The 13,644-nt window shown below is 60.2% G+C and carries 16 protein-coding genes; 8 read left to right on the plus strand and 8 right to left on the minus strand.

Translation table 11 applies throughout. The features are described from left to right. Positions 1 to 132 precede the first annotated feature (132 nt). Positions 133 to 732 carry an LOG family protein gene (locus tag EL18_RS07850; protein WP_036481542.1) on the plus strand — a complete coding sequence of 200 codons (600 nt, stop codon included), beginning with the start codon at positions 133 to 135 and terminating at the stop codon, positions 730 to 732. 20 nt (positions 733 to 752) lie between these two features. Here EL18_RS07850 and rarD read toward each other — a convergent pair whose 3' ends face one another. The 4 genes from rarD to cysS form a co-directional block, all read right to left on the minus strand. After that, on the minus strand, positions 753 to 1,694 hold the full coding sequence (gene rarD / locus EL18_RS07855; RefSeq protein WP_036481545.1) for an EamA family transporter RarD: 942 nt from the start codon (positions 1,692 to 1,694) through the stop codon (positions 753 to 755). Between the two features lie 3 nt (positions 1,695 to 1,697). After that, the gene (gene cimA / locus EL18_RS07860; protein WP_036481547.1) at positions 1,698 to 3,311 is read right to left on the minus strand and encodes a citramalate synthase; all 1,614 of its coding nucleotides are present in this window, start codon (positions 3,309 to 3,311) and stop codon (positions 1,698 to 1,700) included. Then, positions 3,308 to 3,703: an endonuclease domain-containing protein gene (locus tag EL18_RS07865; protein ID WP_036481550.1), complete on the minus strand. Its 396-nt coding sequence runs from the start codon at positions 3,701 to 3,703 to the stop codon at positions 3,308 to 3,310. The genes cimA and EL18_RS07865 overlap by 4 nt, the downstream gene beginning before the upstream one ends. A 215-nt stretch (positions 3,704 to 3,918) precedes the next feature. Continuing rightward, positions 3,919 to 5,391, minus strand: a complete 1,473-nt coding sequence (gene cysS / locus EL18_RS07870; RefSeq protein WP_036481553.1) for a cysteine--tRNA ligase — start codon at positions 5,389 to 5,391, stop codon at positions 3,919 to 3,921. A 368-nt stretch (positions 5,392 to 5,759) separates the two neighbouring features. Between cysS and EL18_RS17775 the strand changes: the two genes are divergently transcribed. Then, positions 5,760 to 5,927, plus strand: coding sequence for a transcriptional regulator (locus EL18_RS17775; RefSeq protein WP_152552975.1), 168 nt, complete (start codon positions 5,760 to 5,762; stop codon positions 5,925 to 5,927). On the opposite strand, the gene EL18_RS07875 is transcribed toward EL18_RS17775, so the two are convergent. Both EL18_RS07875 and EL18_RS07880 read right to left on the minus strand, forming a co-directional pair. Continuing rightward, entirely contained in the window at positions 5,901 to 6,521 is a 621-nt protein-coding gene (locus tag EL18_RS07875) for a LysE/ArgO family amino acid transporter (protein WP_036481565.1), read from the minus strand. The genes EL18_RS17775 and EL18_RS07875 overlap by 27 nt on opposite strands. Before the next feature lie 91 nt (positions 6,522 to 6,612). Beyond that, the gene (locus EL18_RS07880) at positions 6,613 to 7,371 is read right to left on the minus strand and encodes an SOS response-associated peptidase (protein ID WP_036481568.1); all 759 of its coding nucleotides are present in this window, start codon (positions 7,369 to 7,371) and stop codon (positions 6,613 to 6,615) included. Positions 7,372 to 7,422: 51 nt separating this feature from the next. Between EL18_RS07880 and EL18_RS07885 the strand changes: the two genes are divergently transcribed. The 6 genes from EL18_RS07885 (at position 7,423) to EL18_RS07910 (ending at position 11,031) form a co-directional block, all read left to right on the plus strand. Beyond that, complete coding sequence (locus EL18_RS07885) at positions 7,423 to 7,875, plus strand: NUDIX hydrolase (RefSeq protein ID WP_244444534.1); 453 nt, start codon at positions 7,423 to 7,425, stop codon at positions 7,873 to 7,875. Positions 7,876 to 7,929: 54 nt separating this feature from the next. Beyond that, positions 7,930 to 8,304 carry a TIGR02301 family protein gene (locus EL18_RS07890; RefSeq protein ID WP_036481570.1) on the plus strand — a complete coding sequence of 125 codons (375 nt, stop codon included), beginning with the start codon at positions 7,930 to 7,932 and terminating at the stop codon, positions 8,302 to 8,304. Positions 8,305 to 8,457: 153 nt separating this feature from the next. Next, on the plus strand, positions 8,458 to 8,715 hold the full coding sequence (locus EL18_RS07895) for a hypothetical protein (protein ID WP_036481572.1): 258 nt from the start codon (positions 8,458 to 8,460) through the stop codon (positions 8,713 to 8,715). Between the two features lie 68 nt (positions 8,716 to 8,783). Further along, a complete protein-coding gene (locus tag EL18_RS07900) occupies positions 8,784 to 9,497 on the plus strand; it encodes a hypothetical protein (RefSeq protein WP_081871213.1) in 714 nt (237 codons plus the stop codon). 80 nt (positions 9,498 to 9,577) lie between these two features. Beyond that, complete coding sequence (ygfZ, locus tag EL18_RS07905) at positions 9,578 to 10,429, plus strand: CAF17-like 4Fe-4S cluster assembly/insertion protein YgfZ (protein WP_036481574.1); 852 nt, start codon at positions 9,578 to 9,580, stop codon at positions 10,427 to 10,429. Next, a complete protein-coding gene (locus tag EL18_RS07910) occupies positions 10,426 to 11,031 on the plus strand; it encodes a YfbR-like 5'-deoxynucleotidase (RefSeq protein ID WP_036481576.1) in 606 nt (201 codons plus the stop codon). Before ygfZ ends, EL18_RS07910 begins: the two co-directional genes overlap by 4 nt. 3 nt (positions 11,032 to 11,034) lie before the next feature. On the opposite strand, the gene EL18_RS07915 is transcribed toward EL18_RS07910, so the two are convergent. Then, positions 11,035 to 12,495, minus strand: coding sequence for a RimK family protein (locus tag EL18_RS07915; RefSeq protein WP_036481578.1), 1,461 nt, complete (start codon positions 12,493 to 12,495; stop codon positions 11,035 to 11,037). Next, the gene (locus tag EL18_RS07920; protein WP_036481580.1) at positions 12,492 to 13,598 is read right to left on the minus strand and encodes a peptidase C39 family protein; all 1,107 of its coding nucleotides are present in this window, start codon (positions 13,596 to 13,598) and stop codon (positions 12,492 to 12,494) included. Before EL18_RS07920 ends, EL18_RS07915 begins: the two co-directional genes overlap by 4 nt. Positions 13,599 to 13,644: the final 46 nt, after the last annotated feature.

Genomic DNA, 13,644 nt, shown 5'->3' on the forward strand with positions numbered 1-13,644 from the left:
GGCTTATCAGCGGGTTTTTCACCGGTTTTTGAAGATTTTCGCAGCAAAAAACGCGCGCTATCCGATCCCTCCGACCGATGCGGTGTTCATTTGATCTTGACCGGCAGGCAGGCGCCACTGCAAAAGCGTTGCATGACCCAGATCAAATCCGTTTGCGTTTATTGCGGCTCATCCAAGGGCCATGACGAGGCTTTTATGGCGGCGGGCCGGCAGCTTGGTGCTTCAATCGCCAAAGCGGGCATGAGCCTTATCTATGGCGGCGGCACCAGGGGCATCATGGGTGCCGTTGCAGCCGGCTGCCGCGAGAATGGCGGCCATGTGACCGGCATCATTCCGCGTTTCCTGATGAACAGGGAAGCTTCGGAAGACGAGCTTGTCGATCTCGACGAACTCATCGTCACCGAGGACATGCACGAGCGCAAACACAAGATGTTCGAACGTTCCGATGCCTTCGTCGCACTGCCTGGCGGCATCGGCACGGTGGAGGAGATCGTCGAGATCATGACCTGGGCACAGCTTGGCCGTCACGACAAGCCGATGATCTTTGCCAGTATCAATGGTTTCTGGGACCCGATGATGGCGCTTCTCGATCATATGCGCGAGGAAGGCTTCATTCATTCCGCCAACCGCGTGCGCCCCGAGGTGGTGCAGACGGTGGACGAGATCGTGCAGATCCTCTCATCCGCATCCCAGAGCCGGGATGGCGAGGAAGCCGTCATAGAGCGCATGTAGCAAGGTTCGGTCCAATGGCCTCAACGCAGCGGCGCTGCCGCAGCTGCCTTCGCCTTCCGGCTCTCCTGGAACATCGATAGCGTGTAGAGCGCCAGGCCTGCCCAAATCAGGACGAAGGCGATGGCCCGCACGGTGTCGAAGGGTTCGGCAAAGATGAAGACCGCGATCAGGAAGATCATGGTCGGCGCAATATATTGCATGATGCCGATGGTGGAATAGCGCAGGAGCTTTGCGCCGAAGCCGTAAAGCAGCAGCGGGACGGCCGTGATCGGACCACAGGCAAGCAGGAGCAGGATGTCGCTCGTATCGCTTGTGAAGAAGTGCCCCTGCCCCGTGCCTTCCAGCCACAGAATGTAGCCCAGCGCCGGTATCGCCATCAAAAGCACTTCGAGGAAAAAGCCCTGGCTTGGACCGATGGGCAAGGTCTTGCGCAGGAAGCCATAAATCGCGAATGCGAGTGCCAGCACCAGCGACACCCAGGGAAGGCCGCCCGCATTCACCGTGAGAATGACCACGGCGATTATGGCGAGGCCGACAGCGGCCATTTGCATGCGTGTCAGCTTCTCGCCAAGAAAGAGTGCTGCAAGTCCGATGGATACCAGCGGGTTGATATAGTAGCCGAGCGCGGTCTCCACCGTCCGGTCGACGGAGATCGCCCAGACATAGGTGCCCCAGTTGATGGAGATGACGGTCGCCGTGATTGCCGCCATGACGAGCGTGCGAGGCGAACGCAATGCGGCGGCGACATCCGCCGTGCGGCCTAGCACCATCAGCACCACACCGGCCAGCGGTACGGACCACACCACCCGATGAGCAACCACTTCGGCTGCGGGCATATGCGCCACGGCCTTCATGAAAAAGGGCATCAGCCCCCAGAAAAAATAGGCCATGAAGGCAAAGCCGAAACCGCGCAGCGCCCCCTGGGCAGCCTGCGCCTCCTCCCCGATATCCGTCTCAGCCATATATTATTCGGCCGCTTGGCCGACCTTTTCGCGATTGGTGACCAGCTTGTAGACGATGGAGTCCATCAAGGCCTGGAACGATGCGTCGATGATATTGTCCGACACACCGACCGTCCACCATCTGTGGCCTGTACCATCCTGACTTTCGATTAGTACACGGGTGATGGCTTCGGTACCGCCATTGAGGATGCGCACCTTGTAGTCGGTGAGCGAAAGGTCTGCGATTTCGCCTTGATATTTGCCCAGATCCTTGCGCAGCGCGATATCGAGCGCGTTGACCGGGCCGTGCCCTTCGGCCACCGACATCAATTCCTCGCCGTCGACCGTCACGCGCACAACGGCCTCGGAAACCGTCTTCAGACTGCCATTGGCGTCGTAGCGGCGTTCCACCATGCAGCGGAAGCTGTCGACCTTAAAGAATTCCGGCACCTGGCCAAGCGTGCGGCGGGCCAGCAGATTGAAGCTCGCGTCAGCGCCCTCATAGGCATAGCCCTGCGCCTCGCGCTCCTTCACGAGTGCTATCAGCGTATCAAGGCGGGGATCACCCTTTGCCACCGCGATGCCACGGCGCTTCAGCTCGGCGATGAAATTCGCCTTGCCGCCCTGGTCGGACACCATGACCCGGCGCGAATTGCCGACCGTTTCCGGCGGCACATGCTCATAGGTTTCCGGCTCCTTCAGAAGTGCGGAGGCGTGGATGCCCGCCTTTGTCGCGAAGGCCGAGGCACCGACATAGGGCGCCTGCGCATCCGGAGCGCGGTTGAGCAATTCGTCAAAGGCGCGCGAAAGCTTGGTCAGGCCAGCCAGATCATCACGCTCGATGCCAAGCTCGAAACGCTCCGCATAGGCCGGCTTCAAAAGCAGCGTGGGGATCAGCGTTACCAGATTGGCATTGCCGCAACGCTCGCCGATGCCGTTCAGCGTGCCCTGGATCTGGCGGACACCCGCTTCAACGGCAGCAAGCGAATTGGCAACCGCCTGACCGGTATCGTCGTGAGCGTGGATGCCGAGATTCTGGCCCGGAATGCCTGCCTCGATCACGGCTTTCACGATTTCGCGGATTTCCGCCGGCTGCGTTCCGCCATTGGTGTCGCACAGTACCACCCAGCGCGCACCCGCCTCGATCGCGGCCTTCGCGCAAGCCAGCGCATAATCCGGATTGGCCTTATAGCCATCGAAGAAATGCTCGCAATCCACCATCGGCTCGCGCCCTGCCTCGCGGGCGGCGGTTACGGATGCGCTGATCGATTCCAGGTTTTCCTCATTGGTGCAGCCAAGCGCCACGCGCACATGGTAGTCCCAGCTTTTGGCCACATAGCAGATGGCGTCGGCCTTCGACTGCAGGAGGCCGGTGACACCCGGATCGTTCGACACTGAAACGCCCGCACGCTTCGTCATGCCGAAAGCCACGAATTGCGCGCGCCGTGTGCGCTTCTTCTCGAAAAACACCGTGTCGGTCGGGTTTGCCCCCGGATAGCCGCCCTCGACATAATCGATGCCGAATTCGTCCAGCATCTTCGCGATTGCCTGCTTGTCCTCGACCGAAAAATCAATCCCCGGCGTCTGCTGGCCGTCGCGCAAGGTCGTGTCGAAGAGATAGATGCGTTCGCGGGTCATGAGCGGAGTTCCGGTGGGTTCGGGTGAATTTCCATCGCCTGCGCCACGGCCACAACATGGCTGCAGACCTCGTCGATGGAATGAAGGATGTCGTCGTTCCAGAAGCGGATAATGGTCCAGCAAAGCTGCTCCAAATTCGCCTGTCGCTTTCGATCGCGTTCACTGCTCTCAGGCTCGGCGTGCTGACTGCCGTCAATCTCAATGATGAGTCTGTGTGACGGGCAGGCGAAGTCGGCGATGTAGCCCGCAATCGGCATCTGGCGTCGGAAGGAGAGGCCCATGAGCCTATGAGCGCGGATCTCGTTCCACAGCCTGGCTTCCGGCTCGGTCATCGCGCGGCGCATGCGGCGGGCATGTTTTCGCGTTACTGGCGATACCCTGTAGTGGGTCATAGCGGCACCTCCGTGCGGTGTGCCGCTGATGGCTTGGCGCCAAGAACACCCCCCTCTGCCCTGCCGGGCATCTCCCCCTCAAGGGGGGAGAGTGGCAAGTGGCTGAGTTGCGTCCACCGCTGAAAGGTGGGGCGAAATGGGAGACCCCGCCAATCTCCCCCCTTGAGGGGGAGATGTCCGGCAGGACAGAGGGGGGTTGGGTGGCACAACATCTCCTACCCCTTCACCTCCCATTTCGTCCGCCGCTCGCCCGTCTCGGGGTCCTTGTAGTCCATCAGTTGGATGCCCTCGGCAGCGAGCTCGTCACGAATGCGGTCGGCTTCGGGGAAGTTTTTTTCCTTGAGCAGCGTGAGGCGCCTTGTGACCCGCTCTTCCAGGCTGGCGGTGTCGGTGTCCGCCGAAACCTTGGAAGCGAACCACTCGCTTTCGGTCTGACCGAGCAAGCCGAGAAGGGCTGCGCTCGCCTTGAGGCATTTGCGGGCGCCTTCGCTGCCCTTGGCCGCTTCGGCGCGAAGTTCGTGCAGAGCCGTGATCCCACCCGTCGTGTTAAGGTCGTCGAGCAAGGCGCCGATCGTGTCTGCACAGTCGATGCCGCCCGTTGGCGCATCACCGACAGCACGATACCATCCGTCGAGCACGCTCTCCGCTTCCTCCAGCTTGCGCACCGAAAAATCGATCGGCTCCCTGTAATGGGTCATGAGCATCGCAAGGCGCAGCACTTCGCCGGGCCATTTGCGGCCGCCGAATTTTTCGGTGTGGAGCAGGTCGTGGATGGTGACGAAATTGCCTTCCGACTTCGACATCTTGCGGCCTTCGACCTGCACGAAGCCGTTATGCATCCAGTAGCGCGCCATCATTTCGGTGCCGTGGGCGCAGCGGGACTGGGCGATCTCGTTTTCGTGGTGGGGGAAGATCAGGTCCAGCCCGCCACCGTGAATGTCGAATGTCTCGCCAAGATAGGCGGCCGACATGGCCGAGCACTCGATATGCCAGCCGGGGCGACCGCGGATGACGAGCGGATTTCCGTCCACGATGAAGCTTGCGTCCCAACCGGGTTCTTCGGCTGAGGATTCCTTCCAGAGCACGAAGTCGCCGGGGTTCTTCTTGTGGTCATCGACCGCCACCCGCGCGCCGGCGCGCTGGTCTTCCAGCTTGCGCTTGGACAGGCCGCCATAATCGGCCATCGAGGTCGTGTCGAAGAGGATTTCGCCTTTTGCGGCATAGGCATGGCCGCGATTGATGAGAGACTGAATCAAACTCACCATATCCGCTTTGCCATCGTCGCGCGGCAGCACGAAATCGGTCGCGCGCGGCTCCACCGTCGGCTCCAGGCAGCCGAGCGCTTTCACATCCTCGTGGAACTGGTTCGCCGTCTTTTCCGTAACACTTCGGATCGCCTCGTTGAGCGGCAGGCCGGGGAAGTCGCGAAGGGCGCGCGCGTTGATCTTGTCGTCCACGTCCGTGATGTTGCGCACATAGGTGACGTGCTCATCGCCATAGAGATGGCGAAGCAGGCGGAACAGCACGTCGAAGACGATGACGGGCCGCGCATTGCCGATATGGGCAAAGTCATAGACGGTTGGCCCGCAGACATACATGCGCACATTCTTCGGATCGAGAGGCTTGAAAACCTCCTTCTCGCGGGTGAGCGTGTTGTAGATGCGCAGATTTTGATCGTTCTCAGACATGCCCTATCCCATTGACGATGAACCACGTGACCGGCCGGCTGGCCAGGGCGTTTTTCGTGTCAGGGAAGCGAGGGCGAAAACGACCGGACCAGCGTGAGGCGCTAGCCAATAATGCAAATGCAGATCGTGGTGCACGGCGTTTTCATGGGCGTGGTTATCGCCTTGATACAACCGCGCGTCAAGCGCGGCATTCGCTTCAATTGAAGCTCCAAATTCGTGAATGTGCGAAAGTCATCGTGAACAGGATGTTAAGCATCTGCGCGCATTTTTTATGAACTGGAGCCGCGCTGAGACGTTAGCGACATGATTTCGACGGAATCGCTCAGCAAATCGCCAGGAAGTGAAACAGGAATAGCCAGGCAATTATCATGGCCCAAGTTCAAGCGAACACCGAAGCGAAACCAGAGATGAAGGCGCAGCTCGTGGAAGAGTACCGCAATGTCGGTCCCGCCGCCGTCAGGGGCGCGCTTTGCTGCTCCAAGCCGAAGCAGGAAGAGCCGAAGAAGCGCTCATATCAGCCGCGCGAAGAGGCTTAGGGCCAGCGCGAGCATTACGGCACCAATAAGCGTGTCGAGAATGCGCCAGGAGGCAGGGCGCGCGAAAAACGGCTGAAGCAGCCGCGCGCCATAGCCCAGTGCAAAGAACCATGTGAAGGATGCAGCCACTGCACCTGCAGCATAGGCCGCACGCGCGTTCCCTTCATAGGCTCCGGAGAGCGAACCTATGAGCACCACCGTGTCGAGATAGACATGGGGGTTGAGGAAGGTGAAAGCCAGACAGGTCGCAATCGCGTCACGCAGCGAGCCATCGCCGTTACGCGCAGCACTCATACCTTCCGGATGAAGCGCCCGGCGAAATGCCATGACGGCGTAGACGCTGAGAAACAGCCCTCCCCCCAAGGTCACGATGGTGATGAGGCGCGGAGAGTTGGAAACAAACGTTCCCACACCCGCTACACCGGCCAGAATCAACACCGCATCTGCCAGCGCACATATGAGGCAGAGCACGAAGACATGCTCGCGCAGCAGGCCCTGGCGCAGGATGAAGGCATTCTGCGCGCCAATTGCGATGATGAGGGAGCCGCCGAGCAGGAATCCTGCAGCAAGCGGGGCAAAAAGAGGAGCTGTCATGGCTTCCCTATGCCCAGAGGCTGATGTATGCGCAAGTGGCGACGGGCTTAACCGCCTGCTCACCTGCAGGCGGTTGTTCGATGATGCGTAATCAGAAGAGCTGCATCTGGCCGTCATCGCCTTTCGATTTCCTGCCGGCCGGTGCGACCAATTCGGCCGGCTCCACCCGCTCCTGGATTTCAAGTCCCGTATTGGCAACCTTGTTCACGAGATTGGAGACGGGAATTGCCTCGAAGACCCCTGGCTGGGGCGCGGTCATCAGGTCAGCCACGTCGCGCGGCTCGTTGTTGACGCAGTCCAGCCAGCGGGAGAACTGGTCCTGCGGAATCATCACCGGCATGCGGTCGTGGATGGGGGCGAATTCCTCATTGGCCGCGGCGGTCAGGATGCAGCCCGTGTCGATCTCGCTGCCACCGGGTTCGCTGTAGGTTTCCAGCAATGCTGCAAATGCGATGACGCCGCCATCGCGCGGGCGCACCCAATAAGGTTGAACACTCTTGCCGCCCTCCCGTTTCCACTCGTAGAAGCCTGATGCGGGAAGAAGCCCGCGGCGGTGACGGACGGCCGCACGAAAGCTGTTCTTTTCGGCAACCGTCTCGCTGCGCGCATTGATGATGAGCGGAAACTTCTTCGGATCCTTCACCCATGAGGGCAGGAAGCCCCAGCGGACCAGCTTCGCCTCGCGGTCAGGCCGGTTGGAGCCGGGCTCACGGGGGCCGGTAGATAAGGCCACGAGCACGGGCTGCGTTGGGGCGATATTGTAGCGCGGCGGGAATGCCTCGATATCCACAACGCCCAGGAGCGCTTCCACCTCCCCGGGCGAAGCCGTCAGCGAAAACCGGCCACACATCGCATGCTTCCCTTTTTGTCAGATAGCTTCAAATGGTAGGGAGGCGAAAGCATGCTGGCAATGGCATGCGACAGTCGGCCCAACCGCATCAAGGAGCAGGCATTGAGCGAAATTGCAGCTGTCGCCGTGGTGGCGGAGAAGGATGGCAAGTTCCTTCTCACCCGTCGCATGAACCCGCCTTATGCCGACCAGTACGGTTTTCCAGGGGGCAAGGTCGAGCCCGGCGAGACATCTGGGCAGGCAGCATGTCGTGAGCTTCTCGAGGAGACGGGGATACAAGGTTCCGCGCCGCAATTCATCTGCCAGATCATGGTCGAGAATGTCGATGGACGCCCGCCCTTCCGGCTCGATGTCTTCCGGCTGACGATATTCGATGGCACCCTGTTGGCAGGCAGTGATGCGCGCGAGGCCGGCTGGTTTTCCCTTGAAGAGATGCGGCAGATGCCGGTCATCGGGTCGACCCTGGAGATCGTGGAGGACCTTGCCTCCACGCGCGGCTCTTAACACTCTCGGCAAATTTGTCTTGCAAGGCACGAGGATAGGACGCAACAAGCAGGCATGCGACTGAGACGAACCATTCTGGCCATGGCTGCCGTCACCGCCCTTTTGGCGACAGCACCGGCACGGGCAATTGAAACGCCTTACGACAACCAGCTTCTGCGGCTGTCGGAGGTGCTCGGTTCGGTGCATTTTCTCAGCAATCTGTGTGGCGAGAAGAGCGATGTCTGGCGCGAGCGCATGCTATCGCTCCTGCAGGCGGAGGGTCCTGAGGATGAACGGCGCAGCAACATGATCGCGCGCTTCAACCATGGCTACCGTTCGTTCCAGGCCATCTATCGCCGCTGCACGCCTTCAGCGCGCCATGCCTTCCGCCGCTACATGGACGAGGGTGCCAAAATCTCAGACGAGATGGTGCTTCGCTACGGCAATTGAGCCAAATCTCCGTGTCGCTTACCCAAAATTTACCACGACCTGCGCGTTTAGAGGTAGCAGTGCATCGCTCATGCTATTTTCGTTGCGGGGGATGTAATCGGGATCAACGCGCATCGCACGGTTCGTTCGGGTGCGCGGGTGGAGTTTCAGAACATGTTCATGACAGCCGCAGATATCGACGCCAAGCTTGAAGAAGAAAAGCGCAGCAGTTCCGCCGCAAGCCACAGCGCTGCCTGGGCAGAAGGCCTGTGGGCCGGCATCGAACCCGAGATCATCGCGGAAGAAGCGCTGGAGACAGCCCTGGAGGAACTGGTTCGCATGGGCTGCGAAGACAAGTTTCTCGATCTGCTGGACCAGATGCGCAGCCGTGTCATTGCCGGTGATTTTGCAGCCGAGCGCGTCTGCCACTGAAACCGATATGTGCTATGAATGCGGGACGTGAAACCGCTTTCGCACAGCCATTCCAGGACCTTGTCCCGATGAGCGCTTACAAGTCTTTGCGCCCCATACTTGCCGGAGCGTGCCTGCTCCTTCTGTCTGCATCTGCCAGCTTTGCTGCTGCAAGTTCCGGCAACGGACTTGACGGGGATGCGGAAGAGGAAGGCACCGCACCGCCTGCCTCGCATATCCCTTCCCCCGGTGGTGACCCAAACGCGGCCAATGACCCCGGCGACACGCCGCCTGATGGCAATGTCACCCGTCCCGACACGCGCGAAGAAACACCTGTGCCGGACGTTCACTATGACGTGACGGCCCTGCCCGAGCCCGTTCAGCGCATGCGCAAGCTCTTGATGGAAGCTGCACGCAGCGGCGACATCGAGAGACTGCGTCCTCTGATCGGCACCGGAAAGAACCGCACCCAGATGGCGCTTGGCGGGCTCGATGGCGACCCGATCGAGTTTCTGAGGGAAATTTCGGGCGATGATGAAGGCCAGGAGATCCTGGCAATACTTCTGGAAGTGCTGGAAGCGGGATATGTGCATCTCGATGAAGGCACGGATCGCGAGCTTTATGTCTGGCCGTATTTCTTCTCCGTGCCGCTGGAGGAGCTGACCGCGCAGCAGAAGGTGGAGCTTTTCACGCTTGTGACAGCCGGCGACTATTCGGAAATGCGCACTTTCGGCGCCTATATCTTCTACCGCACGGCTATCACGCCGGATGGGGAATGGCTTTTCTTCGTTGCCGGAGACTGAGCACGTCGCGCCCTTGCCACGTCCCTTCGCCACGCATAGCTATAGCCCCAGATTCCAGCGCATGAAATCGTGAGGGCGCAATGCCAAGGCGAGTTTTTGAAGACCGGGCTGTCATCCATATCACTGGCGATGATGCCGAAAGCCTGCTCCAGAATGTCATCACCACCGATCTGGACAAGCTGGCACAGGGCGAGGCGCAGGCGGGGGCTCTGCTGACCCCGCAGGGCAAGATCCTGTTCGACTTCGTCATCTCGCGCCACGGGGACAAGGGATTTCGCCTGGATGCGCGCAAGGATGTCGCTCCAGATCTCCTGAAGCGTCTCACCCTCTACAAGCTGCGCGCGAAAGCTGAGATTTCCCTTTCCGATCAGGAGACTGTCTCGGCTTACTGGGAAAATGATTCAGACGCCTCAACAAGCGATTCATCTCGTTGCCGCGATCTTCGGTTTGGCGAAGCACACGTGTTTCGTACCTATGATTTGGGTGCAACATCGAGCGCGGATGAAGCAGATTGGGCTAACCGGCGCATCGAGCACGCTGTGCCCGAGAGCGGCAATGACTTCGAGCTGGGCGACGCCTTCCCCCATGACGTTCTTTATGACCAAGGTGGCGGTGTCGGTCTGCGCAAGGGCTGCTATGTCGGGCAGGAAGTGGTTTCGCGCATGCACCATCGCGGGACGGCGCGCCGTCGGCTGGTGAAGGTGAACGGTGATGTTCTACTGCCTGCAACAGGCTCTCCCCTTCTGGTCGGAGAACGCGAGATCGGTCGGCTAGGCACCGTCAGCGGCACCCAGGGTCTGGCCATTGTGCGCACCGACCGCGTGGCTGATGCTGCCGCCAATGGCGAAGCTGTGACAGCGGGCGATGCAACGCTCAGCCTCAGTGTACCGGCCTATGCGAGCTTCTCGCTTGAGAAAGAGCCTGAGGCATGAGGCGTTCTGCTCCGCCGCGCGCCTGGCAGCGTATGCTTTCCGGCCGCCGGCTTGATCTGCTCGACCCCTCCCCGCTCGACATCGAGATTACAGACATTGCCCATGGACTTGCGCGCGTGGCGCGTTGGAACGGGCAGACCGCTGGCGACTTCGCATATTCCGTCGCGCAGCACTCGCTTCTTGTGGAGCGGGTGTTCGAGGTGCTCAACCGCGATGCGGGTCCTGAAGCATTCCAGATCGCGCTTTTGCACGATGCGCCCGAATATGTGATCGGGGACATGATTTCCCCTTTCAAGGCGACCCTTGGCGACGACTACAAATCGGTGGAACGCCGCCTGCAGAGGGCGATACATATTCGCTTTTCGCTGCCGCCAACCATCGACATGAAACTGAAGCGGGCGATCAAGCGCGCCGATCAGGTTGCTGCCTATTTCGAGGCAACGCTGCTTGCCGGCTTTGCGTCTGAGGAGGCAGAGCGCTTTTTCGGCCAACCGCGCGGTGTCGATCCCGAATATCTGCCGCTTGACCCCATGCCTGCACGCAAGGCGCAGGCCGCGTTCATGGAGCGGTTCGATGCGATCGAGGTCATGCGCAAGGCGTGACCTTCAGCGCCCGGCCCTTTCCAGGCGGTCAAGGAACCACTGGGTCAGCTTCACCCAGACTTCGTCTTTTTCGCCGGAATCCTCGCAGCCATGTTCAAGATTGGGGTTGTCGTTGACCTCGATCACGAAGACGCCATCCGGAGTTTCCTTGAGATCCACGCCATAAAGCCCGTCACCGATGCAGCGCGCCGCGCGCACGGCGATGTCCACCACATGCTCGGGCGTTTCGGCCAGGGTGAAGGCGCGGAACCCGCCTTCATCCGGCTTGCCGCGACGGTCATGATTGACGATCTGCCAATGTTTCTTGGCCATGAGATATTGGACGGCAAACAGAGGCTTTCCCCCCAGCACCCCGATGCGCCAGTCGAAATCGGTCGGCATGTATTTTTGTGCGATCAGGAGGTCGGAGCCTTCGAGCCATTTGGTAGCCAGTTTCTGAAGCTCCTCCATGTTCGCGGCTTTCTTCACGCCGCGCGAGAACGCGCTGTCGGGGATCTTGAGGACGAGCGGAAAGCCGAGCTTGTCTGCTGCATTCTGAAGATCGACCTGCCCTGAAATCATGACCGTCGGGGGTACCGGCACACGATGCGCGGCCATCAGCTCGTTCAGATAGACCTTGTTGGTGCAGCGGATCATCGACAGCGGATCGTCGATGACGGGCATGCCTTCCTGTTCTGCCCGACGGGCGAAGCGATAGGTATGATTGGAGATCGAGGTGGTTTCGCGGATGAAGAGCGCATCGAAATTTGCCAGCCGCGCCAAATCCTTCTTGCCGATCGGCTCGATTTCAACGCCCATCTTTTCGGCAATACGCGACCAGTGTTTCAGTGAACTCACAGATGACGGCGGCAGTTCTTCCTGCGGGTCGATCAGCGTGGCGAACGTATATCGCGCGGGCGTGCGTGCCTTCTTGTCGCGCCACTGGCGGCTCGTATAGGTATCGAGACTTTCCACGAAACGCGTTTTTTCTTCATCCTTCATCCGCGCGAGCGGAAGGAACCCGATCTTCCTGATTGTTGCCCATTCCCCCTCCTGGATCGCGACCTCGAGGGCGGGAGCGCGAAACCAGTCGAACAGAAGCCGTGCGAAGCGGTCCCATGCTTTGGTCGGGCCAATGCCGAAAAAGACCGAAACGCTCTGCGGAAAGCTGCCACCGATATCCTTGCGACAGCGATTGAGCGCCTGCTCAAGCTCGGGCAGTGCGTTCTCGTAAAGCTTGCGCGCGGACAGGTCGATGAGTGTCTCGACGGACGGAATGACCTTGTGGCCGCGGGAACTTGCCAGCAGCGAGGCGTAATAGCCGCGGCTTTGATAGCTGAAGCTGCTTGAAAGATTGATGATCTTTGGAGACTGGCCGCGAAACAGCGAGGGATGGGCCAGATAGTCCTTGCTCGTGATGATCTTGTGCGGGGTGGCGGTCTGGTCGAGATCGCCCGGTCGGCTTGTAAGAATGACCCAGCTCATTTGGCGTCTGCATCTCCCAGTACCACGGCGGCGCGCAGATTGTTCTGACCGAAACGCGCCATGCGCATGAAAATCTCGTTGGGGATGGGAATGGCAGCCGCATCCGATGCCGTTTCCCCCCTCTCGTCCTCCACCCAAGGATCGTGGACCACTATGTGTTCCGCGTCGTGGCCGATCGCCAGAACCCAATGCGGCACCTTCTTGCCGAACATCAGGTAACCGCTGATCAGCACCGCCACGACCTTGTTCGACCCAAGGGCATTGGTGATGTCATCCAGCGAAAATGCGCGGCGATGGGTTTCGATCCCGAGAGCTTGCGCTCTCTTGAGAAAATCCTTCTGTGCAAGGCGCATGACACGCTGCTTTTCCGGAGCGCGCACAGACTCCAGGAAGAGTGGTCCGTTGCGCGAAACATAGACCGAGGCCGACAATCCATGTTCGGCTGCGGCGACAGCAAGGCCGAAAGGCTCGCATCCACCGGGACCGGACAGCATGAAAACGGTTGTTGCTTCTCGCCAGAGACGAATCTCGAACACCGGATCGGGTTTGAAATCCTGCTTGAACCGGGCCATGGCCATCATCAGGCAGCAAGGACCACAGGTGAACTCTTCGCGCTGCTCGTAGTAGGGCACGGGCTGGGTGCTGATCGGTTCGCCCCGCAGCAGTTTTTCGAAGCGCAGGGCCGGCGAGCCGTCTTCGTAATATTGCTCGTCGCGCCTGAAACGGCGGAAGCCGGCACGCTCGTAGAGGTCGATTGCGCGGGCATTGTCCTCGCGCACCTCCAGCCTGAGCACAAGACGCTCATGGCCATAGGCGTCGCGCTCCGCTGCAGCCAGCAATGCCTGCCCAAGCCCCTTCATCCCTGCATTATTGGCGACGGCTATGGAGTAGAGGCGCGCCACTCCGCTTCCCGCCCGGTAAAGCACCAGGCAATAGCCCAGCACCTGCCCGCGATTGTCCGCAACGAGAAGACTCGCACTGTCACTGTCTATGTGTTGGCGAAACGAGCGGCGGGATATCCGGTCGGTGGAAAAGACACTGTTTTCGATCTGCAGGAGCGCATCGATGTCTGATGCGCGTGCCGGACGTATGTCGGCATTCATTTGGATGCGGATTGCCTCGCGTTGCTTCCTCAATCCTTATCACCGC

The organism is Nitratireductor basaltis (genome assembly GCF_000733725.1).
In the GTDB taxonomy this organism is placed as follows: Bacteria; Pseudomonadota; Alphaproteobacteria; order Rhizobiales; family Rhizobiaceae; genus Chelativorans; species Chelativorans basaltis.

Coding starts and splice junctions, on each gene's coding strand:
- EL18_RS07875 (WP_036481565.1), bottom strand. CDS start 6,521: ATGACAGCTCCTCTTTTTGCCCCGCTTGCTGCAGGATTCCTGCTCGGC.
- cysS (WP_036481553.1), bottom strand. CDS start 5,391: ATGTCTGAGAACGATCAAAATCTGCGCATCTACAACACGCTCACCCGC.
- EL18_RS07910 (WP_036481576.1), top strand. CDS start 10,426: ATGAGGCGTTCTGCTCCGCCGCGCGCCTGGCAGCGTATGCTTTCCGGC.
- EL18_RS07865 (WP_036481550.1), bottom strand. CDS start 3,703: ATGACCCACTACAGGGTATCGCCAGTAACGCGAAAACATGCCCGCCGC.
- EL18_RS07920 (WP_036481580.1), bottom strand. CDS start 13,598: ATGAATGCCGACATACGTCCGGCACGCGCATCAGACATCGATGCGCTC.
- ygfZ (WP_036481574.1), top strand. CDS start 9,578: ATGCCAAGGCGAGTTTTTGAAGACCGGGCTGTCATCCATATCACTGGC.
- EL18_RS07885 (WP_244444534.1), top strand. CDS start 7,423: ATGCTGGCAATGGCATGCGACAGTCGGCCCAACCGCATCAAGGAGCAG.
- EL18_RS07915 (WP_036481578.1), bottom strand. CDS start 12,495: ATGAGCTGGGTCATTCTTACAAGCCGACCGGGCGATCTCGACCAGACC.
- EL18_RS07850 (WP_036481542.1), top strand. CDS start 133: ATGACCCAGATCAAATCCGTTTGCGTTTATTGCGGCTCATCCAAGGGC.
- cimA (WP_036481547.1), bottom strand. CDS start 3,311: ATGACCCGCGAACGCATCTATCTCTTCGACACGACCTTGCGCGACGGC.
- EL18_RS07890 (WP_036481570.1), top strand. CDS start 7,930: ATGCGACTGAGACGAACCATTCTGGCCATGGCTGCCGTCACCGCCCTT.
- EL18_RS17775 (WP_152552975.1), top strand. CDS start 5,760: ATGGCCCAAGTTCAAGCGAACACCGAAGCGAAACCAGAGATGAAGGCG.
- EL18_RS07895 (WP_036481572.1), top strand. CDS start 8,458: ATGTTCATGACAGCCGCAGATATCGACGCCAAGCTTGAAGAAGAAAAG.
- EL18_RS07900 (WP_081871213.1), top strand. CDS start 8,784: ATGAGCGCTTACAAGTCTTTGCGCCCCATACTTGCCGGAGCGTGCCTG.
- rarD (WP_036481545.1), bottom strand. CDS start 1,694: ATGGCTGAGACGGATATCGGGGAGGAGGCGCAGGCTGCCCAGGGGGCG.
- EL18_RS07880 (WP_036481568.1), bottom strand. CDS start 7,371: ATGTGTGGCCGGTTTTCGCTGACGGCTTCGCCCGGGGAGGTGGAAGCG.